Genomic DNA, 22,254 nt, shown 5'->3' with positions numbered 1-22,254 from the left:
CGTGCGGAACAGCTCACTCATTTCCAGTTACCTCCGGTGTAGGGTTCAAGGTCGTTGTCGATCTGATCAAGTTCGGCCGGCTCCTGTTCCATGCTCCGGGCCGGTTCGAGTTCGAGGGCGGTCGGTTCGGGCATCGGGACGCCACCGATCTCGGCCATCGTCTTCGCCGCCTTCTGCTGGGCGCGGATCTTCCTGATCGTGGCGTCGCTCTTGTTGGCTTCCGTGAGGATGTCGATCGTCGCGAGGCGTCGTTCGAGCGGGCTGAACTTCGTCGGGTATGCGTCGCGGATTCGCTGCGCTTCGTTCCAGAGCTGTGATTGGTGCGGCTGGTTTACGGCGGATCGGTGGCGCCACGGCACTTCCAACCATTCGTTGCCGGGAGTGCGCACCCAGATCGCACGCGGGTCGTGCGGGTGAACACGGATCTCCCAATCGTTGATCGCGTTCCCGGACTCATCCATCCGCGGTGAGGCAGAGCGAAGAGCTTGGAGCTGGATCGAATCGTAGAAGCGCTTGTTGACCTGCATGCCCTGTGCCTGGATGGTGCGGCGATCTGGCTGGAGCAGCCCGATGTAGTCGATCTTGTCCATCGGTACGGGCTGCATCGGTGCAAGATCCCAGGTGGCCATGTACATCTGATTGGGAGTTAGCGTGACGCCGGGACGGTACGGGTCGAATAATCCGTCGTTCGGAGTGTTCTGGTAGACGCGGGTTCGCCATTCGCCGAAGGCAGCGTCGAGACTGACAAGGTCGAATATCGGCCTGTCTTCGATGTCGCCTCGGTGCCCGGGAGCTCCGCCGGTGAACGTGGCGATGTGTTCGACGAACCCTTTGACCGTGCCGAAGGCGCGTTCAACGTGACCTTTGTCCGTCGGGGTGCCCGGGGCGGCGTACAGCATGTCGATGCCGTATGCCTCACACGTGGCCTCAAATGCCGTGCCGTGATAGTCGGTGCCCCAATCGATGGTGATGGTCTGGGGGCGGATGAATGGCATCGTGTCGTCGAGGGCTGCACGATCTTCGACCGATACGAGGTCAACCCACGGAAAGCGAAGTTGCAGGTCTTGCCACGCACTACCGGCGTTCGGTCGCAGCTGCGGAGGTGTGAGCGCCTCCGCGATGAGGAACGAGTGGTCGACCGCTTTGGCCGCGATGAGGCGGAAGGTCCACGCGATGATGCTGCGAGTGCAAACATCGATGAGCATCGTGAGGATGGGGCGTCCGATGTTGTTGTCCTCGTCGTAAACGAAGCAGTCAAGCATGGTCGAGTCGATCTCGGTGAACTGCCCCGGGAAGTACTTACGGGTGTCGCCGAACGATCGCTTGGGCACCGAGGCAAGCGACTTCCGACTTTGTGACGATTTGCTGATTCGTTTGCCGGTGCTGACGTAGTTGAACCACCGGCGAAGGGTCGCTTCCGATGGAATCTCGATGCTGGGATCGAGGGTTTTAACCTCAGCGATCGCCTCAGCGATGTGGGCCAGCTTGGTGATCGTGGAGTTCTTTGAGGCGATCGCGGCGCGCTTCCGAAGAGCGTCGACGATCCTCTGATCGGCACCGTCGACGGGGGTCTCGGTCCGTAGCTCGCGTCCGTCGATGAGGGCGGTGACGCCGCCGGCTCTGAGCTTCTTGCGTTTGCGGATGATCGTCGATCTGGACGTCGCGCGGCCGAGGCTCTCGAGTTCGCGAAGCTTCGCGCTAATTCGGTCGTTGAGGCTGGTCTTTGGGTCGTACGTTGGATTGAAGTCGGCGCCAGCCCACTTGCAGCCCGTGTCCAGCTCCCGGATGTGCTCTGCCCAGAACGTTACGTTCTCACGTTCGTCGTCCGGCATGATTTCCAACTGCCGGGGGTTCGCAACGAGTCGCGTCAACGGTTCTGCGAGTCGTTTTGGCAGCTCCCACGCGGCCATCATCGAGTACTCATCGGTGGAGGGATTCCACAGCCGGTATTGGCCTCCGAGGACTTCGGTGACGTAGTACTCGCCGTCGTTGAACTTGAGTGGCTTGCTGATGTCGAATGTGCGCTGCATGTCAGTTGCTCCGGAGGATGGTGTAGTCGCCGAACGGGCGGGTGAGGTCGGCGATGAGCTCACCGGTCCATAACAGTTGGTAGATGCGGCAAGTGGTGAGGGTGGATGGGACGCTGGGGTCGACATGCACTGCTTCGCCGAATGGCAGGCCGTCCACAGCTTCGAGGAGTGTCTTGCGCTGGTCGTCATGAATGCTGTTGATCGGGTGCCGGTACATCATCAGTAGTTCGAGGTTCCTGATCACGACGGGATTGACGTGTCGGAGAAGCTCGTACGACCATCCGATCCGGCGGCAGGCAGATTGCGTGCTTTGGAAGCCGAGAAGCGTCTCCTCGTCGGTGATGGTCTCGGAGTGAACATCGATAAGGCCGCGGCTGCCATCTCCGAAGATGACGAAGAAATCGGGGTAGTGGTAGCTACCGTCCGTGAACTCGAGGAGGCACGGCTGCGAGCTGACCGCGATCACGTCCGCCCCGAAGTCGAGCATCATCAGCGCCCACCGTTCAAACATCGACTCGTGCCAGACATGGTTACCGGTCTGGGAGAACCAGTACTTTCCGTGTCGGTTCGGCATGGCCTGGTACGGAACCGGGATACGGGCAGGGTTCGCAAGGTGGAGTGGGTCATGGATGCGCTCAGGGCCGATCCGGTCGCGATGGACCTTGCCTCTCGAGTCCTCCCAGATGAGGAGGTCGCTCCCGGCCCTGCTCGGCTTCAGCGCTTTGTACTTGGTCGACGTACGCCCTGTCATGGCTTCAATCCCTTCGATCTACGTTCACGAAGGTCTATGCACTTGGGTGGGTGGCGGCTGGGCGCTACGTCAGCCCGACGATCTTTTGCAAGGTCGGGACGACGTCGAGTCGGGTCGCTGCGCCGGAGTGGGAGGCGGCGCCTGAAATGCGAGTGGTGCAATAGTGCACCAACGGGGTTCTTTTGTACAGAGCTCACTGCTCGCAACGGTTGGATTCGGTCACGCAGTTGACACTGCGCAAAAGTTGCGTCATGATTGGTGCAACAATGCACCAATAATGAACCGTCGTGCGACCGGTCATCGCTCGTCTACGCTCGACGTATGCCCAGACTGAAGCGTCGACGACCGCGTGAGGTCCTCGCGGCCTGGCCGCGGACGTTCGCAGCACGTGTCGCCGAGCAAACCTGGGACGAAGAACCGTTGGCACCAGAGGACGAACGGCTAGTGAAGCCGGCGCACGCGGCGCTACGGTTCGCCACAAACCTGCGAGCAGCGATCGACGGTCGACCTCTACGCGACATCGCCGAGTTATGCGGCGTCGATCATGCGCAGATCGTCCGAGTTCTCAGCGGCGCATCGTGGCCTGACCTCGTCCTGATCACACAGCTTGAAGACGGGCTCGGAGTGGACCTCTTCCCTCGCCGCTCCGATCGATAAGGGCACAAGGCTCAGGGTCTCCTCCGCTTTCCATTCTGGCCCCGTGCACGCGCCACCGCCTTACCGCGTCGCGTTGTGGTCCGACAGTTTAACTCGTGACTAACCACCTTCCACCTCGAGAGCGACGATTCGGCATCCGAGGCGTTCCGACCCGCATCTTGCTGATGCTGGGCGGTGCCGTCGTTCTTCTCGAGATCCTCATCCTCGTCGTGACCCTCGCCGGGCCTCCGCAAGAAGGCCGGCAGCGGCTCAGCGAGCTCGCCCACACGATTGCTGTCAGCGACGCCTGGTCTTTCCTTGGCGTGTTCGCCGCGTTTGTTGTCGCCATCCAGGTGACAGCCTGGGGAAATCAGCAGGCAGGAGACCGACTCGCGCACGTCCGCTCGTCTCGGTTCACGGTCGCCGCTGTCCTCACCGGGTCGCTCACGACGGCCTGCTGGGTCCTATTCACCAGCGCGTTCAACACCGAAGCGCCAGGCCAATACCTCCTTCTAACGTCGGCAGCCGTCGGAATCGTCTTCTTCGCCGCAGACGGGGCATCCATCGTTCTCCGGCAGGACCGGCGGCGCATCCTTCGTTTTGAGGCCCGTCAGGCCATCCGTGGCACCTGCGCCGTTCTCGGCCGCGAGTTTCTCGGTATGCGGTACCCGCGACCGCTGATGATGATGGCCCTTGTCGCATTCATTGGCTGGTGTGCACTGCTTTCCGGCGGGGTTCTCGGGGTCCTGGCTGTGATGCCGGTCTGGGGCGGTGAGGAGGTGACGTTCGCCATGTGGGCGAACACCTACAGCGTCATCGCGTCGTTGCTGCTCCTCTTGGTCGGCTCCGCTGTCGTCAGTGTTGCCTGCTGTCTCGTGTGGCGAAGTAAACAGCGGTTGGTGAGCGGTCAACCTCGCGACCTTCTGCCCAGCTTCAGCTGGGTGATCGCGGCTGGGGTCTTCGCCCTTCTCGCCGCCGCGGCCTGCATATATCTGCCCGTGGCCGCGATCGTGGACGGAGCCCCGTGGTGGGCGGCATCGATCATCTTCTTGATCGTGGCGCTGCCTGCAGCGATCCCGTTCACTGCGTTGATCGCGCCGCAGCGTCCCTCCCCCCGGACGCACTGGTGGACGCCTCGCGGGAGTGTCCGCGTAGGTTTCGCTGCCGCCGCACGGGGGTACGTGCACACCCACCTCACGGATGTCAGAGAGCTGACCATCCTGTTCGATGACGCTGATCGATAACGCGGACGATCTGGGGTTCGGATCGGGCTCATGTCGTCTGATGTTGATCGGCGGCAGGTGCGCTTAATGGTGCGGTGACCCTAGCGAGTGTGGTTCGGAGCCCCACCACGAGCAATCAATACTCGGTATTGCGGGAGAGGCGTTCCCGGGGCGCCAGCATGCAGGCTGACGCCCCGGAACTAATCAGTACCCGCCGTCGAACGAGCGGTAGAGGGTGCGGTTGATACCGAGGTCCGCGTTCTTCTTCTGGTGGCGGGCGAGGCCGTTCTCGATGGCAGCCTCGAGTGCGGAAAGGGGGTGCTTCAGCTCGTGAAGCACCATCGAGTCGCGCTGGGAGCTGAGGGCCCGGGTTGTGATGTCGTGCCAGTCCTGCGTCGAGGTGACGACGTTGTAGAGGAACAGCTGGTTGAGGTGGAAGTGCCAGTCGTCGGTGTCGCCGTAACGGCAGTCGGCGTACTCGAGCACCTCGATAGCACTCTTGCCGCGCATGTCGGTTCGGAGGATGTCGTCGTCGGCGACAACGGTAACCGGCTCGTCGGGATCGTCCTGCATGCGGATGCCGAACTCCGAGATGTACCCGTCCTCTTCGGGTTCGTCGATGGTGGCGTGGCCGCCGTCGTGGCCGAGGATGACGTCGCCCGGCTCGAGGTCGCGGGGGAGGACCTGGCGGGCGCGGCGGGGGTTCCAGATGAGCTCGAAGTCGGTCTCGGTGGCGGAGGGGGTGGTGTTCACGGCGGTGCCTTTCGGTTAGCACCAGCAAACCGTGTGCTTGCTGGTGTTAACCCTATGATCGGGAGTCGAAACCGGTTGGGTTCTAAGCGTAAGGTGATTGGGAAAATGCTTCTAACCGGCATATTTTCTGAGGTACGGTGATCTTGTCGTCTGGAGGTTGCAGGGTGGAGAGCGGGATCGCCGGAGCGCGAATCTCGGTGGATCGCCTCCATGCAGGGAGAGGTCCTCGCGTCTACTCCGGGAGGGTCGTCCGGGTATTAGGTAGGGAGTCAGCCTGCGGGCACGACCGGTAGAGCGTGCGGCCCACGCCGAGCTGCGCGTTCCTGCGGTGGTGGCGTTCGAGTGCGTGCTCCACCGCCTGGCGCACGAAGTCGAGACTGTGCGGGAGCAGTCCGAGTGCGTCGGCGCCGTCCTCGCTGCGGGTCGCGGCGCCGACGATGCGGTCCCAGTCGTCGACCCGGGACACGGCGCCCCAGAGGAATAGCTGGTTGACTCGGTAGTGCCAGTAGTCGAGGTTGCCGTCGGGGTCGGCGAGCATGAGGATGAGCTCGTCGTCGGTCAGGTCGCGGATGTCGGGGCCGAGGATGTCATCATCGCCGGCGACGAGGACTGGGTCGGCGTTGATCTGCGGGCCGTGCTCCGTGATGTAGCCGTCGCCGTCGACGGCCACCACCGTGGCGTGGCCACCGTAGGGTCCGAGGATGACATCGCCGACCTGGACGTCGGCGGCGGGGACGCGGCGGTTTGGGCGTGGACGCCAGATGAATTCCGGGTTGGAAGCGGTGGCGGTTACTGCGGTCATGTCTAACTCTCTCGATGCGGCTGGGCTGCCGGGTGCAGTCCCATGTGTACGTCTGTGATGCGTGGCTCCAACCGGCTGGGTCCTACGCCGCTCGCAGCGCTCGGCCCCATGCGCTTTTGGGTTGCGGGGACCCTGGGCCTGATGTTTGTGTCGACGGCGGGGTGAGCGACGGTCGGGTGAGTGGAGCTCCGGCGGTACCGGTGGGGTCGACGGATCCTCGTGTCGCTCGAGAGTGTCGAGGGTCGCTGGCGGGGTGTCCGGTCGCGCTGGCAGGCGCGGCATGGTTGTACTTCACTGGGTATTCTCCGATCGCGGGGTGCTTCTGCCAGGTCTGTGTGCGGCGCGGCTGGCGAATGCGAATGTTGGTCACGTGAAGTACATGCGGCGCAGTCGGCGACGATGCCTGGAAACGGCTGTGAGCCGATCGTGGCGACGAGCTGGCGCGGCGCGGAGGGGCGGCATCGACGTGGGTAGATCACCTGGTCGCGCTGGTGATGATCCGCGCCCGGCTCGCATCAGGTCGCGCGCGACCCGCCGTCGGCACGAGCGCTGCGGGCCGATCGCGGGTCGGCGTCGATCGGTGACGAGCCGGACGCCGTGCACGCGACGGTACCGGCAGAGCGGCTTGAGTCGGCGCCGGCCTTCCGCCGGGCGGTTGATCGTGCTCTCCGGCTCGGGTGCTCCCGCCTGCGCCCATCAGCGCGACCCAATGCGGGTGCCGGAGTCTGTCGCGAGGGCTGGACTGCGTCTGACCAGCCGGTGTGACAGCTTCTTGCCAGCGGGCGGCTGGGATCGTAGTTCACGGAGTCTCGCTGTCCGACGCTTTTGCGAGAGTGACCCCCTAAAGAGATCAGGGGGCATATATGTTTCCCCCTGGGCCCCTTTATATAGATCTTTCTTTCTTAAGGAGATCTTAGAAGTAAGTAAGTAAGTACAGTGGGGGGATTTGGGGCTGGGGGGCCCGGATTTCCAGGGATCTCGGCTGTCTCATTTCCGCCCAGACACTGGCCTCGCCGATGGTACTCGAACCTATTTGCGGACCAAAATACTTGATTTGAGCTCTATCGGACTACGTCCGAGTGTGAGTGAAGCTCAACAACTGTTGCTATTGGGCGATTACACGACCCGATCCATACTGTTCGCGTCGAATGGTCCAGGTCTTTGTCGCATGCCTCACAGTGAACCGTTCGACGCGAACAGTACGGTTCGCGGCATCGATTGCTGCCAGAATGAACTCCGGAGACCCTGGGCGATTCAGTTGGAGGATAAATGAGAACCCCTCCCGAACTAATCACGCAAGCACTTGCCGCGTTGATTGCCGGAGGAAAGATCGGTGGCGATCTTCCGTCTGTGTCCACGCTCGCCTCGGCTGCTTCCGCGAGCCCAGACACCATCGGTGTGGCGACGTCCACGCTGCGGGCGCGTGGCTATCTGCGCAAGACGGCGAACCAACAAGGACACGAGATCGCTATTCCCGCGCGACTGCGAAGTGAGGCGCTCACCGACCGCCTCGACGACCTCCTTCGCGTAGCTGAGAGCGAAGGTACAGGCTTCGACGATCTCGTCTCCCTTCTCGCTGGCCGCATGCTCATCGACGATGTTCCGGCTGGCAGCCATGCCTCCACGGCCGTGTTGATCGCGAAGACGGTGGAGCTGCTCCGCGCTCGAAACCCGAGAGCTGCGACGAGGAGCAGCAATCGATCACCATCGAAGGCCGAGATGGCAGCGGCAGCACGGTCAGAGCTCGAGGAGCTTCACGGCGACCTGTGACGCGCCCCGCGCGACGAAACGGATAACGTCAACGTCAAGTCGGCGTTGCTGACAACAGTCTGAGGTGCCTCCACGTCTATCGATGATGTCCAAAGCCGGGGCCGGTTTCGTGACCCCCGTCCGGCAGCCAATTACCAATCGGGCAAGCCCTTGGTGGCGGCGGTAGTGACGATCTCGTGTCAGTTGCTTGAAGCCGCGTTGCATCTTCGACACAGAGAAACGCAGTTGGTGGACTACATCTTTCGTTGTATTGGTGGTCGGTAGCGCCGCGTAACAGTTCTCAACACAGGGTTGGCTCGCGCCTCTTCCAGAGCTGCCGTGGTCCCGGTCACGGTTTGAGTAGTTCCGAGAACCATCGTCTGACCGGCAGATTCCCTGATGTACGTTTCCTGGACGACTGACATAGCGCTTCTGGCGGCCGATCACAAGGGCCTTTGTCCGGACGGTGATCTACGCATAACCGATGATTTGGACTGGCTGATGGCGTCTCGCTAGCGTTGCGTCTGGGGGAGGTCGCGCTGAGTTCGGGGGAACGGTTCACAGTGACTGGCCGTAGGCGCGCTACTTTGTGGCGTGCCGCGGGGGCTTCTTCTCGCTTCGTATCGATTCGCCACGTTCCGTTTGCCGGCGATCTTGACTGAGAGGAAACACAAGATGAAGTTGGCCACCAAGATTGGCGCCGGAGTTGTCCTGACTGCGGCGCTCGTCGGGTTGACCGCAACAGCGGCTCAGGCGACCGAGTCGGACTACTACGCCTCGTCCGCCGCGTGCAAGTCTGCTCAGCAGAGCAAGCTCAACCAGGGCTACGTGATCACCAAGTCGTGCCACGACCATATGGATGAGTTCATCGTCTGGAGCGGCCAGATCGCCAACTACTGGACCTTCAACTACTCGTGGGTCGGAATGGGTGTAGTGGCGGGCGACCAGGCAGAGTAGCTAGCTCAGGGGGCATGGGCAACCAGCTCATGCCCCACGCTGCTGCAATCGAGGTAAGGATTCGACCTGGGTACTTGGAAGAACCAGAGCGCCGCCACCGGCATGGCGGTGGCAACGCTCGCCTCCAGGCTGACCGGTTTCGTGCGCAACGTCGTCCTCGTGCTTCTCATCGGCGGCACAGCCGCCGCGGTGGGTGGCCAGGCTTTCGGCGTCTCGAACGAACTCCCCACCCAGATTTACGGCCTCATCGCAGGCGGGCTCCTAGGGGCCGTGCTGGTCCCCGACATTGTCCGAGCAACCCGAAACGAACGTCATGACGACCTGAATCGTCTGGTGACGATGACGCTCACAGCTGCACTTGCTTTGACCGCATTGCTGACGTGGGCGGCACCGGGCCTTGTTCGGCTCCTTGCCCTGGGATGGCCGGACGAATGGCTCGAGCTCGCCACCAGCATGGCCTACTGGTGCATCCCTCAGGTCTTCTTCTTTGTCGTGTATGCGGTCCTCAGCCAAGTTCTGAACGCCCACCACAACTTCGCACCCGCTGCTTGGGCGCCAGTGCTGTCCAACCTGATTGCGCTGGCCGGGCTCGGCGCCTTCGCTCTGGTCTTTCGGCAGGCCAGTGACTCCGTCGACGGGTGGACGTCACCGATGGTTACCGTGCTTGCCGGAACAGCCACACTCGGCGTTGTGGCGCAGAGCGCGCTTCTGCTCTTCTTCCTTCGGAAGCTGCCCTTCTCGCTGCGCATTCGCTTCGGGGTCCGCGGGCTGGCCAGCACGGGACGCACCGCGGGGATCGCGTTCTTCGGCATCATCGCAGGCCAGCTGGCGTTTCTGGTCGTCAGCAACGTCGCCAACGCCGCGGGGGCGCAACTCCACGCCGCGGGCACGGATGGAGCAAGCCTCAACTCACTCAACAACGCCTACCTCGTCTCGCTCCTCCCACATGGAGTATTCGCCGTCGCGATCACGACTGCCGTATTCACACGCATGAGCCACCACGTTGAAGAGCGCCGACGCGACGACTTCAACTCTGACCTGTCGACCGCCTTGCAACGCATCGCATACATCTCAGGGCTCTTCACGGTCGTTCTCGTCGCCTTCGGTCGCCTCATCGGAAGTGTCCTCTGGAACAGCGAGATCATCGGGGATCTGATCGCGCTGCTCTCGATCGGACTATCCGCGTTCAGCCAGCTCTACGCCCTCAATCGTGCTGCCCTCGCGCTCCGCAGCGGGTCGAGCGTGTTCCTAACTCAGGTGATCGTCGCGGCCATCACTGCGATTGGCGCAATCGGCGCAATGCTCGCGCCCGCCGACTACACGGTGCCGATCATCGCAGGAGCCACGTCCGCAGCGAACATCGTCGGATACCTGCTCGCTCTCCGACTAATCTCACGCACCGATCACAGTGAGCAATCAGGCTTTCGCGCGCGAGCGGTCCTCAGAAGCCACCTACCGATAACGCTCACAGCCGTTCTTCTATCGACAGCGGGCTGGGCGGCCATGCATTTTGCGTTCCCTGTGCCCGGGAGCTGGTGGATCCGAGTCATCGAACTCTGCATCGCCGTCGCCGTAGCTACGGCCGCGTTCGTCGGACTCGCATGGTTGCTCGGAGACAGAACCATTCGTGAGCTCTTCTCACGCCAGAGTTCCCGCCAACGGCCATAGCCTGCGTCCCGCGTCGCGCGGAATGTCAACGGTAAAGAATTCGTCTGGGCTAGCGTGTGTGAATGGCGCGCCGTGCTGACCCCAACCGGGTACTCGATGGGTTCATCGCCGATGTGGAATCGACATACGCGCGACACACTACGGTTTATGCTGCCATGCCAACGGGCACAACTCGGTCGCTCGATCGGGGCCTTGCTAAAAACGTCGCCTTTCGCCTCGGAGCGGAGTGGAAACATTCATCCACGAATGGCACATGGCAGCAATCTCGAGGAACCCCTCTCGCTTCCTTGAGCGTCACGACAGCCACCTTGTAAGGGTTGCAGCGGAGCCTGACCGGTCCATCTCGAAGTCTCGCCCGCACTTCGAGACGCCGACAGGTACATGTGTCCATTAGTCGAGTAATGGACTATGGTGGACGCATGTTCGTAGGAGAAGGTCCGATCTTTCAGCAGCTCGCTGCCAAGATCGCCGACGACATCGTGGGTGGCACATACGCCGAAGAGACCGCCGTGCCCTCAGCTACCGACTTCGCTGTGTTCCACCAGATGAACCCGGCCACCGCGAGCAAAGGCGTGAACATGCTCGTGGAACTCGGTGTGCTCTACAAAAAGCGCGGCATCGGGATGTTCGTCGCGACCGGTGCCAGGGATCTCCTTCTCCGCCAACGGCGGGAGGAATTCCGGGCGCAATACATGCGGCCGCTTCTCCGGGAAGCCTCGGTGCTGGACATCACGACTAGCGAACTGCACTCGATGATCGACGACCAAGAACAGGATCCGGCATGAGTAACGCAATCACCATCCGCTCGATGAGCCGCTCATTCGGGCGCTCAACCGCGCTTGATGACATCACGCTGACAGTGCCAGAAGAATCCATCTGCGGCCTCCTCGGCAGGAACGGGGCGGGCAAAACGACGATCATGTCCATCCTCGCCGGCCAAGACAGACCCAGCTCGGGCACTGCGGAAGTCTTCGGTGAGCGCCCGTTTGAAAACGAAGCGATCCTCTCGAAAATCAGTTTCGTGCGCGACAACCAGAAATACCCCGACAACTATCGGTTGCACCACGTGCTCCGAATCGCACCGGAGTTCGCACCGAACTGGAACGCCGATGTTGCTGCCGAACTCGTCGACGGGTTCCGGATCCCGACCAAGACTCCGATCAAGAAGTTTTCCCGCGGACAGCTCTCAGCAATCGCTATCGTGATGGGCCTCGCGTCACGCGCCCCGTTGACGCTCCTCGACGAGCCCTATCTCGGTCTCGACGTGACAGCGCGCGCCCTGTTTCACGACATGCTCCTCCGCGACTACACCGCACACCCCCGAACCGTTGTGCTCTCAACACATCTCATCGAAGAGTCCGAAGCGCTCTTCGATCACGTGCTCATCATCGATCGCGGTCGGGTACGCGCAGCCTGCGCCAGCGACGAAATCACCGACCTGGCGTTCACCGTCAGCGGCTCCACAGACGCCGTCCAGCTCATGACGGCCGGCCGCGACACCCTTCTTTCCCACACCGTCGGCGGCCTAAAATCAGCGACCATCAGCGGAGCAGTCGATGATGACCTCCTGTCACACGCCCGCACCCTCGGGGTCACGATCGCACCCGCCTCCCTCCAAGAACTCGTCGCCGCATTCGGAGCAGACACACCGCAACTAGAACTCCTCACGAAAGGTGCACGCGCATGAGCGCCATCGTCTCGACCGTCAAACTCCACCTCAACCGGCGCGAGTCCACCTTCATCGTGCCCCTCAGCATCGCCGGGACAGTCGCCGTCATATCCGTACTCATCGCCCTGATCTTCTGGCGATCAGGTAGCCAGCCCGGCACCCAGGGCTGGATCCAAGGCTCACAAAGCAATCCCGGCATCGTATACGCCCTCGCTGGATTCCTCGGCTACCTCGGCGTAGCGACCGTCGCAACAACCTTCCCCTTCGCCCTCACCCTCGGGGCAACCCGACGCGCATTCGTGGCCGGCACCCTCATCTGGGACGCAATCACAGCCGCATACGTTGCCATCATCCTGGCGGTACTCAACACCATCGAAATCGCAACGAACCACTGGTTCGCGGGCTTCTACGTCTTCGACATCTACGTCCTCGGCGGCGGCGACACCCTCCGCCTGCTGCTCATCGTGTTCCTCGGAGTACTCACAACACTCACCATCGGCGGAGTCTTCGCAGCGTCCTGGGTTCGTTTCGGTGCACGCGGCCCACAACTCATCGCCGCCGGCCTCATCATTGCCCTCGCAATAGCCGTGATCATCCTCGTACCGCAAGCCGCGACCATCGCCGCAGCCTTCCAGCTCTGGTGGCTCGCAATCGCTGCCGTCGTCGCGGTCACTCTCTCGGGCGCAGGAACATGGCTGCTCCTGCGCCCGGCAATCGTGCGCTAACCACGACAAGCGCAATAAGACAAAGTGGGCCCCGATCTAGCCGTTACCCCGGGCCTCAATCAAGTTGACATAGCCAATCCGGCGTGGCCCGCGCAGTAAGCGAACGGCGTGGCGCCTTCGCCAAGATGGACCTTCAAATTCGTTGGCGGCGCAGTTCAGACTGTCGAGCTGCCCCGTTCACCCGGCCCGGCTACGGTCTACGAACGTGCAGCAGACCGACGCGCCACTCTCCCGAGAGGCTCCCGAATCGAAACCGTCCCGACCCGTCGTGGTTGCGGACGCCTTCTCCTACGTCGTCGGTGTGGACACTCATGCGGAGACTCATGTCTACGCAGTGCTCGTTGCTCGGACGGGCGAAGTGGGCGAGACCCAAACCTTCCGGGCTGACTCAGAAGGCGTCGCCTCTGCGCTGCGTTGGCTGATGGCGACCTTCACCGGGGATGTCCTCCTCTCCATTGAGGGAGCGAACTCCTACGGATCCCTCCTGGCGCAAAAGGCGATCGACGTCGGTTTCACCGTCTGTAATGCCCGCCCGCCCCGACGTGTTCGAACCAATCCGAAGAGCGATCAGTCGGATGCTGCGATGGCCGCTTGGTCTGTCCTCGGCGCACCGGTGGCGAAGCTCTCCCAGCCACGCGCGAGAGGGGCGCGGCGGACACTGGCGATGCTGATCAGTGGCAGGCGGGAGATGGAGGTCCGGTCCGTGGCAATCCGCAACCGACTGAACGGCTTGGTGCGGACGACAGACTTCGGCCTCGACACGACCATCAAGCTGGATATCGCGTCTATCCGCCTCTTCACGACCCCGGAGTGGGTTGTCGGGGACCGATATGAAGTGATGGCACGACAGGAAGTCGCTCGTCTCGCCGAAGAGTATCTGCGGCTGCGTGACCAGCTCATTGACAACAAGTCCAAACTTGAACAACTAGTCCAAGAGATCGCACCGGGGTTGCTCGACCTCTTCGCAGTGGGCCCCGTGACCGGTGCCATCATCCTCGCCGCCTATTCGCATCCGGGCCGAGTGCGATCCGAGTCTGCGTTCGCTTCGCTGGCGGGCATCGCACCGATCGACGTGTCGTCCGGGAAGACGGTTCGTCACCGGTTGAACGTGGGCGGTGACCGGCAGCTGAATCGCGCGGTCCACACCATCGCTTTGGTGCGCCTGATCAGGGATCCGCGGTCCCGCGCCTACCTCGAGCGTCGCCTTGCCGAAGGCGCCACACGACGGCATGTGCTGCGGTCATTGAAGCGGTACGTCATCCGGGAAGTGTTCCGAAAGCTCGACCGGATCATGCGCGAACAACACGGTCTCGCGGCGAGCGGAGCCGAAGTTGGGGTGCTGGAGGGCAACGCCAGAGTCGGGCACGGCGATTAGAAGGCCAGGTAATGTTCAAGCCACTCCACCACGTTGGAATCGTAGCCCGACGCGACTTGGTGGAAGCGGGCACTGCAAGGACAGACGCTCGTTCAAGTGAGGTCCAAAGGTCAGCCCTGCGAGCTGGGACGGTCAGACCGGCGGCGAAGCGGGCAACGCAGAGTGAAGGCACATGTTGGCCGGCGGCGGCGAGAGCCACGCTCCTGATCCAAAGGCTAGCGCTCGGTCGACTCCGAAGTTGGCTCAGTTTCTCGGGCAAACACGTGGCGACGCCGATCAATCATGTTGAAGACTCAAGCAGTCTCTGTGCCGTGGAGGCGTCTGTCACTAACGAATTCACCATCCCCGTGTTTAGTGCAGCGCGGATAGCACGGGTCTTCGCTCGGCCTCCAGCGACGGCGATGACCTCCGGTATCCGCCGGAGCTGCTCACCGGTGATGGCGATGGACCGGTCGTCGATGGTGTCGATCGTGGTGCCGTCGGCAGTGAACAGCGTCGCGCCGACCTCGCCGACGACCCCCTGATCGAGCAGTTGCTCGGCGATACCGGCCTCGCTCGCTGCGTCGTAGAGCTGCGAGTCTGGGGGCGCCCAACTTCCGACCGCGACCATTCCGATGTCGACACGGGGGAATTTCGCGTACGCCTGGGCGATCCCGCGGTCGACTCGTAAGGCGTTGGCCACCGGGGCGCTGGCGACGAACAACGGCGCGAAGATCGGAAAGGTTGGACCGCCGGTGACTTCGCCGACTCGGCGGATCACCTCGACGCCATGCTCTTTCACCGGTCCGGCGACGCCCCCCAGTGCGACGACCTCGCAGTAGGGAAGGCGAGTGAGGTGAAGGGTCGTTGCGTTCAATGTGCGGCCGGCCGTGAACCCGAGGACGGCTCCTTCAAACGCGATCTCCTCCAGGAGCTGGGCGGCCACAGAACCGAGCTGGTCTTGGACAACCGCGGGATCCTCGTTCGGGGTGGGCACCGCCAGTGCGCGCGACAAGCCGAATGCATTCCGCAATCCGATGGAGAGGTCCAAGTCGATGCTCGGCGGGCTCTGAATCGTGATGGTCACAACCCCATCCTTGACCGCCTTCTCTAACAAACGAGCGACCTTGAAGCGGGAGATGCCCAGCTCGTCGGCTATCGCGACCTGGCTCGCATTCTCCAAATAGAAACGCCTGGCCACGTGGCTTATCTGGACAAGCTCGTCGGGTCCCATCATCACGTTCGTCCCCCTCCACCCGTCAGTGTACAGCCATGACAATACCGCTCAATTGAGCGCTTGGCCCACTCGATAGTGCAATTGTGGCAGGGTCATATCCGCAGCAGCGCAAGGGCGCCCGCTGCAGAAGGTGAGACCATGACCGACCAACCGGCAGCGCTGGAGTGCCGCGACATCGAGATGGCTTTCGGCGGGATCCCCGTTCTCCGGGGCGTTTCCCTCAGCCTCCGTCCCGGCACGATCACGGCCCTCGCGGGCGAGAACGGCGCGGGCAAATCCACGCTGATGAAGATTGCCTCAGGCCAGTACAAGGCTGACGCAGGCCAGGTGTTTGTTCGCGGCGAGCATCTTTCCGCGGGTGACGCCCATGAGGCGGCGCGACTTGGCGTCGCGATCGTTCCTCAGGAACTCGCATCCCTTCCCGAAATGAGCATCTACGAGAACATCTTCATCGGACGGGAACTGCGCGGCCCATTCGGGCTCAAGCGTCAGGAGATGATCCGGGAGGCTCGGCGCAATCTGGCTGAGTTCGACATCGACATCGACCCGACTCGACGGATGGGGACGCTCCCTCTCGGACTCCGCCAGATCGTCGAGATCGTGAAGGCAACCAATACCGGAGCCCGGTCGATCCTGCTCGACGAGCCGTCGAGCGCTATCGCCGCACGCGAGGTCGAGCACCTCGTGTCCGTGATGCGGAAGTTGCGAGACACCGGTGTCGCCCTTCTCTTCACGACGCACAAGATGGAGGAGATCCGCCAGCTGGCCGATCAGGTGGTGGTGCTCCGCGACGGGAACCTCGTTCTGGAACAGCCGATGTCCGCCGTGAGCGACGACGACATCGTGACGGCGATGATCGGCCGCGAGCTCGAGGATCTCTTCCCCGACCGTCCGGGGGATCCAGGAGATATCGCGCTCGACGTGCGTGCGCTCGACGTCGAAGGAGCCGCCGAGCCGGTCGACCTGACCGTCCGTCGCGGCGAGATCGTCGGACTCGCCGGTCTCGTCGGCGCGGGGCGCACCGAACTCATCGAGGGCATCTTCGGGATGCGACGCACGGTCGGCGGCTCGATCTCGGTCGCGGGCCAGCCGATCAAGCGCAACGATCCTGCCGCATCCATCGCTGCGAACGTTGCGCTCGTCCCGGAGGACCGCAAGGGCGCAGGCGGGGTGCTCTCGATGGACATCCTCGACAACGGCAGCCTGCCGCGGCTCGCCTCCTTCTCGGTTGCGGGATGGCTTCGCCAGCGCGCGCGTCGTGCGGCAGTCACAACGGCTACGCAGTCGGTGCGTCTGCGTAGCCGCGGCCTCAAGCAGAGCATGGAGACGCTGTCCGGCGGCAATCAGCAGAAAGTCGTGTTCGCGCGCTGGCTGGTCGGGAATGTCGACGTGCTCCTCCTCGACGAGCCGACCCGAGGGGTCGACGTCGGCGCCCGCAGCGAGATCTACCGCATCATCGTGGAACTCGCCAAGCAGGGTATGGCGGTCGTGATGGCCTCCAGCGACATGCCGGAGATCCTCAGCCTCTCCCATCGAGCCCTCATCATGAACGGCGGCCGGGTGGTCGGCGAACTCGACCGCGCGGCGCTCGACCAGCCGGACGTCCAGGACACCATCTTCCGGCTCGCAAGCGGCCTCTCTAGCCAAGACGCCCTCGGGGAGAGCCCGGTCACCGTACCGCAGACACTGGCGGAGACCTCCGCCTCCACTATTGAAAAGGAGATCAGCCGATGACGAGCGACACCGCTGTCACCCCAGGCAAGCGTCGGTTCGACGCCAAGGTCCTGCAGAACCTCGCCATCCGTTATGCGATGGTCATCGTGCTGCTGCTGGTCATCGCGTTCTTCATGTACAGAAGCGCGCGCTTCGGCACCGTGGACAATGTCGTGACCATCCTGGTCGCCGCCGCACCGTTCGCACTCATCGCGCTGGGCCAGACCCTGGTGATACTCACCGGCGGCATCGACCTGTCGGTCGGAAGCGTGATCGCCCTCAGCTCCATGACCGCCGCGCTGACCGCGAAGTCCGTTCCTGGCAACCTGGTCCTGCCCGTCCTCGTCGCGATCGTCGTCGGACTGGCGGCGGGAAGCATCAACGGTTTCGTGGTTTCGGTCATCAAGGTGCCGCCTTTCATCGCGACACTGGGAATGCTGACACTCGCCTCCGGACTCGCGTTCGTGGTCGGCAACGGGGCGCCGATCAACGGCCTCGCGGCCGATTTCGGTGCCATCGCCAACACCCAGATCTTCGGCCTCACCATCCCGGTGTTGCTGATGATCGTTGGGATCGTGGGCTTCGGCATCGCCATGCGCCGCACGGCCTGGGGCATGCGGGTCTACGCGGTCGGCGGCAACCCGATCGCTGCCCGGATCGCCGGTGTGAAGACCGGGCGCGTCCTGTTCAGCGTGTACGCGATCTCCGGCGCCCTGGCCGGCCTCTCCGGTGTGATGCTCGCCTCCCGGGTCATCACCGGCTCTCCCACTCTCGGACAAGGCTACGAGCTCGATGCCATCGCCGCTGTCGTCATCGGCGGTGCCAGCCTGCTCGGCGGTCGCGGAACCGTCTGGGGGACCGCCCTCGGCCTGCTCCTGATCCAGACCCTCAACAACGGCCTCGACATCTTGACCGTTCCCGCCTACTGGCAGGACGTCATCAAGGGCATCCTGATCGTCGCGGCGGTTGCCGTCGACGTCTGGGCTGCGAAACGCCGGGTCTGACCCGGCACAACACTGCACCGCACTGCACATCACCCATCGGAGGAAATCAATGAAGATCAACCGGATCATGCGTCGTGCCGCCGTCGTCGGCGTCGCGACCGCCACACTCGTCGGGCTCACCGCCTGCGGCGCGGGTGACCCATCGGCTAACACGACAAATTCGTCGGGCCAGAAGCACATCACCGTCGGCATCTCGGTCTACGACATGTCCTCGTTCATCACCGAAGGCAAGGAGGGAATCGACACCTACGCCAAGGAGAACAACATCGAGGTCCTGTGGAACTCGGCGAACAACGATGTGAGTACTCAGGCCAGCCAGGTTGACCAGTACATCAACGCCAAGGTCGACGCGATCATCGTCGTCCCCGTCCAGGCAGACACCCTCCAGCCGCAGGTGAGTCAGGCCAAGGCGGCGAAGATCCCCCTGCTGGACGTCAACGCGACCCTCAACAACAAGGACATCAGCGCAAGCGTGCAGCCCGACGACGTCGCAGCCGGGGCGCAGGAGGCGCAGATGATGATGGACAAGCTCGACGGAAAGGGCAACGTCGTCATCCTGCAGGGGCCGCTCGGCGGCTCCGGAGAGATCAACCGCGGCAAGGGCATCGACCAGGTCCTCGCCAAGTACCCGGACGTCAAGGTGCTCGCGAAGGACACCGCCAACTGGAAGCGCGACGAAGCCGTCAACAAGGTCAAGAACTGGATCTCCGCGTTCGGTGACCAGATCGACGGTGTCATCTCGCAGAACGATGACATGGGACTTGGCGCCCTGCAGGCACTCAAGGAAGCCGGAAAGTCGGTTCCGATCGTCGGGATCGACGGCATCCAGGACGGCCTGAGCGCAGTCAAGGACGGCACCTTCATCGGCACGTCGCTGCAGAACGGCACGGTCGAACTCGCCACGGGACTGGCCGTCGCGGCCCAGGTCGCTCGTGGCGAGGCCAAGGACGCCAACCCCGTCTATGTGATGCCGGCCATCACCAAGGACAACGTCGACGCGGCTATCGAGCACGTCGTCACCGATCGCAAAAAGTTCCTGTCCGGTCTCACCGATCTCATCAACGGAAACCTCAAGACGGGGAACATCTCGTACGAGGGCTTGCCCGGGCAGAAGCAGTAGCAGCACCCTGCATCGACGGCGGGGTCAGCCACTGGCCCCGCCGTCACCATCTCAGAGAAGGAACGTCACGTGACAGCAACGCCTCCCGAGTCGGCCCTCGACGAGCGCATCCTCGCCGCCGCCCGCGGCAGCGTAGAGCGCGAAGCCCAGGCAGTCGCCGGGCTCGCACCGCAGCTTGACGCCACGTTCACCGCGATCGTCCATGCCGTCCTCGCCGCGCCGGGCAAGATCATCACCACAGGCGCCGGCACATCAGGAATCATCGCCGAGCGGCTTTCCCACCTCCTCGCGGTGTCGGGCACGCCATCCTTCTACCTCCCCTGCTTGGATGCCCTCCACGGGGGTCTCGGTTCGATCACGGACGGCGACTATGTCATCGCCATCTCGAAAGGCGGACACTCGAGCGAGCTCGTCGAGCTGACCCGGAAGCTGGTGGAACGCGGGATCCCCGTGGTGGCACTCACCGAGAATCCCGACTCGCCCTTCGCCCGCTCTGCCACGATCGTCGCGCACGTGACGACCAACCCATCGGACGCGGACCCGGGCGGATTGATCGCAATGGGCTCAACGCTCGTCTCCGGCGCTTGGGGCGACGCCCTCGCCTCTACTCTGATGCGGCTGCGTGACCACAGCTGGAAGGATGTCGTAGACATCCACCCCGGCGGGATCGTCGGGCTGCAAACCGAGCTCCCCGACGACCTCACCTTGGAACCGGAGGATCAGCCATGACGGCACGACGCATCGTCGCCGGAGTCGATTCGTCCACGCAGTCGTGCAAGGTCGAGCTCTTCGATGCCGAGAGCGGTGTCCGCCAGGGTGGGGGGAGCGCTCCGCACCCCCCGGTGTTCCCACCGGTGAGCGAGCAGCGTCCAGAGGACTGGTGGACCGCCTTCGTCACCGCTTTCCACCTTGCGGTAGAGGACGCGGATGTCGACCCCGCGGATGTCATCGCGATCTCCGTCGCCGCTCAATGCCACGGTCTCGTCCCTCTGGACTCCGAGAATCGCGTCATCCGACCGGCCAAGCTGTGGAACGACACAACGTCGACGCCAGAGCTCGCTCGCCTGCGGGGCATCGTCGGGGACGACGAACTCGTGCATCGGGTCGGTACCGTGCCGACTGCCGCGTTCACCATCGGCAAGGTCGCCTGGCTCGCAGAGCATGAGCCGACTTCGTTCGAGCGGCTGGACCGCATCCTGCTGCCGCACGACTACCTGACCTTCCGTCTCACCGGCCGCGCCGTCACCGACCGCTCGGAAGCCTCAGGCACCGGTTACTACGACGCGGATGCCCGCGAATATCTGCCCGACCTGTTGCGCCTGATCGACCCCCACCGCGACTGGCTGCGCATGCTGCCGGAGGTGCTTGCGCCATCGGAGAGTGCCGGGGAAGTCATCGGTCAGGCGCGCGAAGAACTCGAACTCCCTCCGGGGGTGCTGGTCGGGGCGGGTGGCGGTGACCAGCACGCGGCAGCGCTCGGTCTGGGCATCGTCGACGGCGACGTCGTCTATTCCTTCGGCACCAGCGGTGTCGTGTCCGCGCTCAGCCCCACCCCGATCCGAGATGTCTCGGGTCATGTCGATGGTGTCGCCGACATGACCGGCGGATACATGCCACTGGTCAGCACCTTGAACGCGGCCCGGACGACGGACACGTTCGCCCGCATCCTGAACGTCGACCACCATGAGCTCTCCCGGCTGGCTCTCGACGCGCAGCCCGGGCCCGTTCTGGCTCCCTACCTCGACGGGGAACGCACTCCAGATCTGCCCGGTGCCGTCGGTATCCTCGGCGGCATCACCACCTCGACCTCGCGCGAACAGGTCGCGCGAGCAGCATACGAGGGCGTCGTCCTTGGTCTGGTGTCGGGACAGAACCATCTCGAGCGGATGGGCGTTCGGACGCACGGACGCGTTCTCGCCGTCGGTGGCGGCGCGAAGTCGCCGGCGTACCAGCAGCTGCTCGCGGACGCTGTCGGACGGACGATTCACACCGCCGATGTCCAGGAGGCAACCGCTCGCGGAGCGGCCGTCCAAGCGGCGGCGATTGCACACACGACTGACGTGGCCACGATCCGCGACCGCTGGGCGCCCCGATTGACTTCTGTTGCACAACCCCGGGGCTTCGACGAAAGCAGGTGGGAGGCATATCGCGCCGTCACCTCGATCCGAGAGCTGGATCGGCCATGAGCCTCACGGTGCAGCGCGCCCCAGCGATCGCAGCGTGGCACGACACGATCGACGCGACGCTTGCGGGCAGCCTATACGCCGTCGAGTCGCAGCTGCGGCTGGATTGCGCCCGCGTCCTGGTCGACGCGGGATGCGCTGTCCACGTCGACGTGATCGTCGCTGCGGACGGCACTCATATCGGTGTACTTCCCACCGAACTGACCCGCGTTCTCGCGACGGTGGACCCGGCGAGTGTCGATGTCCACATCATGCTGTCGCCCGGGACGATCGCCGAACCGGCCGTCCGTGCAGAAGTCGAGCGGATACTCGATGATCTGGCCAGAACCGGGGTGCACCACGTCACGGTCGGTCGCGAACTGCTCGCCGCCGCGCACGACGCACTCACCGCCGTTCGTGCCTCCGGCGCCCACGTCTGGGTCGAGCTGCAACCGGACGACGACGGCCACGGCATCCCGGATGTCGATGGTGTTCTCGTCATGTTCATCCCTTCCGGCACTGCAGGGCACGCCGACCCGGCCTGCCTCGACAAGATCCCTGCTCTCGCAGAGCGGTGGCCGGTCGGTGTCGACGGCGGCATCACCGCGGGTCTCGCGCGCGCCGCCGCCGATGCAGGAGCCACCCACATCGTCTCCGGTCGCGCGCTGTTGCGCCAGGAGAAGTCCCACCCGCAAGGAAAA

19 protein-coding genes and 1 pseudogene are annotated in these 22,254 nt (G+C 63.6%); 15 read left to right on the top strand and 5 right to left on the bottom strand.

What is annotated here, in order from left to right:
- Window positions 1-17: 17 nt before the first annotated feature.
- On the bottom strand, window positions 18-2,030 hold the full coding sequence (locus HNR14_RS04760; RefSeq protein WP_179700103.1) for a DDE-type integrase/transposase/recombinase: 2,013 nt from the start codon (window positions 2,028-2,030) through the stop codon (window positions 18-20).
- A 1-nt stretch (window position 2,031) separates the two neighbouring features.
- On the bottom strand, window positions 2,032-2,781 hold the full coding sequence (locus HNR14_RS04755) for a TnsA-like heteromeric transposase endonuclease subunit (protein ID WP_179700102.1): 750 nt from the start codon (window positions 2,779-2,781) through the stop codon (window positions 2,032-2,034).
- A 321-nt stretch (window positions 2,782-3,102) separates the two neighbouring features.
- Here HNR14_RS04755 and HNR14_RS04750 point away from each other — a divergent pair, with 321 nt between their 5' ends.
- The gene (locus HNR14_RS04750; protein WP_179700101.1) at window positions 3,103-3,438 is read left to right on the top strand and encodes a helix-turn-helix domain-containing protein; all 336 of its coding nucleotides are present in this window, start codon (window positions 3,103-3,105) and stop codon (window positions 3,436-3,438) included.
- Between the two features lie 158 nt (window positions 3,439-3,596).
- Window positions 3,597-4,661 carry a hypothetical protein gene (locus HNR14_RS04745; RefSeq protein ID WP_179700100.1) on the top strand — a complete coding sequence of 355 codons (1,065 nt, stop codon included), beginning with the start codon at window positions 3,597-3,599 and terminating at the stop codon, window positions 4,659-4,661.
- Between the two features lie 183 nt (window positions 4,662-4,844).
- Here the strand turns inward: HNR14_RS04745 and HNR14_RS04740 are convergent, their stop codons facing one another.
- Entirely contained in the window at window positions 4,845-5,393 is a 549-nt protein-coding gene (locus HNR14_RS04740; protein WP_179700099.1) for a hypothetical protein, read from the bottom strand.
- A gap of 232 nt (window positions 5,394-5,625) precedes the next feature.
- Complete coding sequence (locus HNR14_RS04735) at window positions 5,626-6,195, bottom strand: hypothetical protein (protein WP_179700098.1); 570 nt, start codon at window positions 6,193-6,195, stop codon at window positions 5,626-5,628.
- Window positions 6,196-7,464: 1,269 nt separating this feature from the next.
- On the opposite strand from HNR14_RS04735, the gene HNR14_RS04730 reads away from it, so the two are divergent.
- The 7 genes from HNR14_RS04730 (at window position 7,465) to HNR14_RS04700 (ending at window position 14,338) form a co-directional block, all read left to right on the top strand.
- Window positions 7,465-7,965 carry a hypothetical protein gene (locus HNR14_RS04730; RefSeq protein WP_179700097.1) on the top strand — a complete coding sequence of 167 codons (501 nt, stop codon included), beginning with the start codon at window positions 7,465-7,467 and terminating at the stop codon, window positions 7,963-7,965.
- 654 nt (window positions 7,966-8,619) lie between these two features.
- A complete protein-coding gene (locus HNR14_RS04725; RefSeq protein WP_179700096.1) occupies window positions 8,620-8,901 on the top strand; it encodes a hypothetical protein in 282 nt (93 codons plus the stop codon).
- 108 nt (window positions 8,902-9,009) lie between these two features.
- A complete protein-coding gene (gene murJ, locus HNR14_RS04720) occupies window positions 9,010-10,569 on the top strand; it encodes a lipid II flippase MurJ (protein WP_179700095.1) in 1,560 nt (519 codons plus the stop codon).
- A 419-nt stretch (window positions 10,570-10,988) separates the two neighbouring features.
- Window positions 10,989-11,354: a GntR family transcriptional regulator gene (locus HNR14_RS04715; RefSeq protein WP_179700094.1), complete on the top strand. Its 366-nt coding sequence runs from the start codon at window positions 10,989-10,991 to the stop codon at window positions 11,352-11,354.
- Window positions 11,351-12,256 carry an ABC transporter ATP-binding protein gene (locus HNR14_RS04710; protein WP_179700093.1) on the top strand — a complete coding sequence of 302 codons (906 nt, stop codon included), beginning with the start codon at window positions 11,351-11,353 and terminating at the stop codon, window positions 12,254-12,256. Before HNR14_RS04715 ends, HNR14_RS04710 begins: the two co-directional genes overlap by 4 nt.
- The gene (locus HNR14_RS04705; RefSeq protein WP_179700092.1) at window positions 12,253-12,963 is read left to right on the top strand and encodes a hypothetical protein; all 711 of its coding nucleotides are present in this window, start codon (window positions 12,253-12,255) and stop codon (window positions 12,961-12,963) included. The genes HNR14_RS04710 and HNR14_RS04705 overlap by 4 nt, the downstream gene beginning before the upstream one ends.
- Before the next feature lie 205 nt (window positions 12,964-13,168).
- Window positions 13,169-14,338 carry a transposase gene (locus tag HNR14_RS04700; protein ID WP_179700091.1) on the top strand — a complete coding sequence of 390 codons (1,170 nt, stop codon included), beginning with the start codon at window positions 13,169-13,171 and terminating at the stop codon, window positions 14,336-14,338.
- 280 nt (window positions 14,339-14,618) lie between these two features.
- Here HNR14_RS04700 and HNR14_RS04695 read toward each other — a convergent pair whose 3' ends face one another.
- On the bottom strand, window positions 14,619-15,554 hold the full coding sequence (locus HNR14_RS04695) for a sugar-binding transcriptional regulator (RefSeq protein ID WP_246311694.1): 936 nt from the start codon (window positions 15,552-15,554) through the stop codon (window positions 14,619-14,621).
- 138 nt (window positions 15,555-15,692) lie between these two features.
- On the opposite strand from HNR14_RS04695, the gene HNR14_RS04690 reads away from it, so the two are divergent.
- The 6 genes and pseudogenes from HNR14_RS04690 to HNR14_RS20750 all read left to right on the top strand — a co-directional run.
- Window positions 15,693-17,288 carry a sugar ABC transporter ATP-binding protein gene (locus HNR14_RS04690; protein ID WP_179700089.1) on the top strand — a complete coding sequence of 532 codons (1,596 nt, stop codon included), beginning with the start codon at window positions 15,693-15,695 and terminating at the stop codon, window positions 17,286-17,288.
- Window positions 17,285-18,271 (top strand): ABC transporter permease, encoded by a 987-nt coding sequence (locus tag HNR14_RS04685; protein WP_179700088.1) that lies wholly within the window; start codon window positions 17,285-17,287, stop codon window positions 18,269-18,271. The genes HNR14_RS04690 and HNR14_RS04685 overlap by 4 nt, the downstream gene beginning before the upstream one ends.
- Window positions 18,272-18,338: 67 nt before the next feature.
- Window positions 18,339-19,391 (top strand): substrate-binding domain-containing protein, encoded by a 1,053-nt coding sequence (locus HNR14_RS04680; protein ID WP_179702536.1) that lies wholly within the window; start codon window positions 18,339-18,341, stop codon window positions 19,389-19,391.
- 69 nt (window positions 19,392-19,460) lie between these two features.
- On the top strand, window positions 19,461-20,120 hold the full coding sequence (locus HNR14_RS04675; protein WP_343064414.1) for an SIS domain-containing protein: 660 nt from the start codon (window positions 19,461-19,463) through the stop codon (window positions 20,118-20,120).
- On the top strand, window positions 20,117-21,577 hold the full coding sequence (gene xylB / locus HNR14_RS04670) for a xylulokinase (protein ID WP_179700087.1): 1,461 nt from the start codon (window positions 20,117-20,119) through the stop codon (window positions 21,575-21,577). The genes HNR14_RS04675 and xylB overlap by 4 nt, the downstream gene beginning before the upstream one ends.
- Window positions 21,574-22,209, top strand: a pseudogene (locus HNR14_RS20750) (beta/alpha barrel domain-containing protein); the annotation flags it as partial. The gene xylB and the pseudogene HNR14_RS20750, both read left to right, overlap by 4 nt.
- Window positions 22,210-22,254 lie beyond the last annotated feature (45 nt).

The sequence above is a fragment of the Leifsonia naganoensis genome (assembly GCF_013410615.1).
Taxonomy (GTDB): Bacteria; Actinomycetota; Actinomycetes; order Actinomycetales; family Microbacteriaceae; genus Leifsonia; species Leifsonia aquatica.
This window is presented reverse-complemented; position numbering and strand designations above follow the sequence as displayed.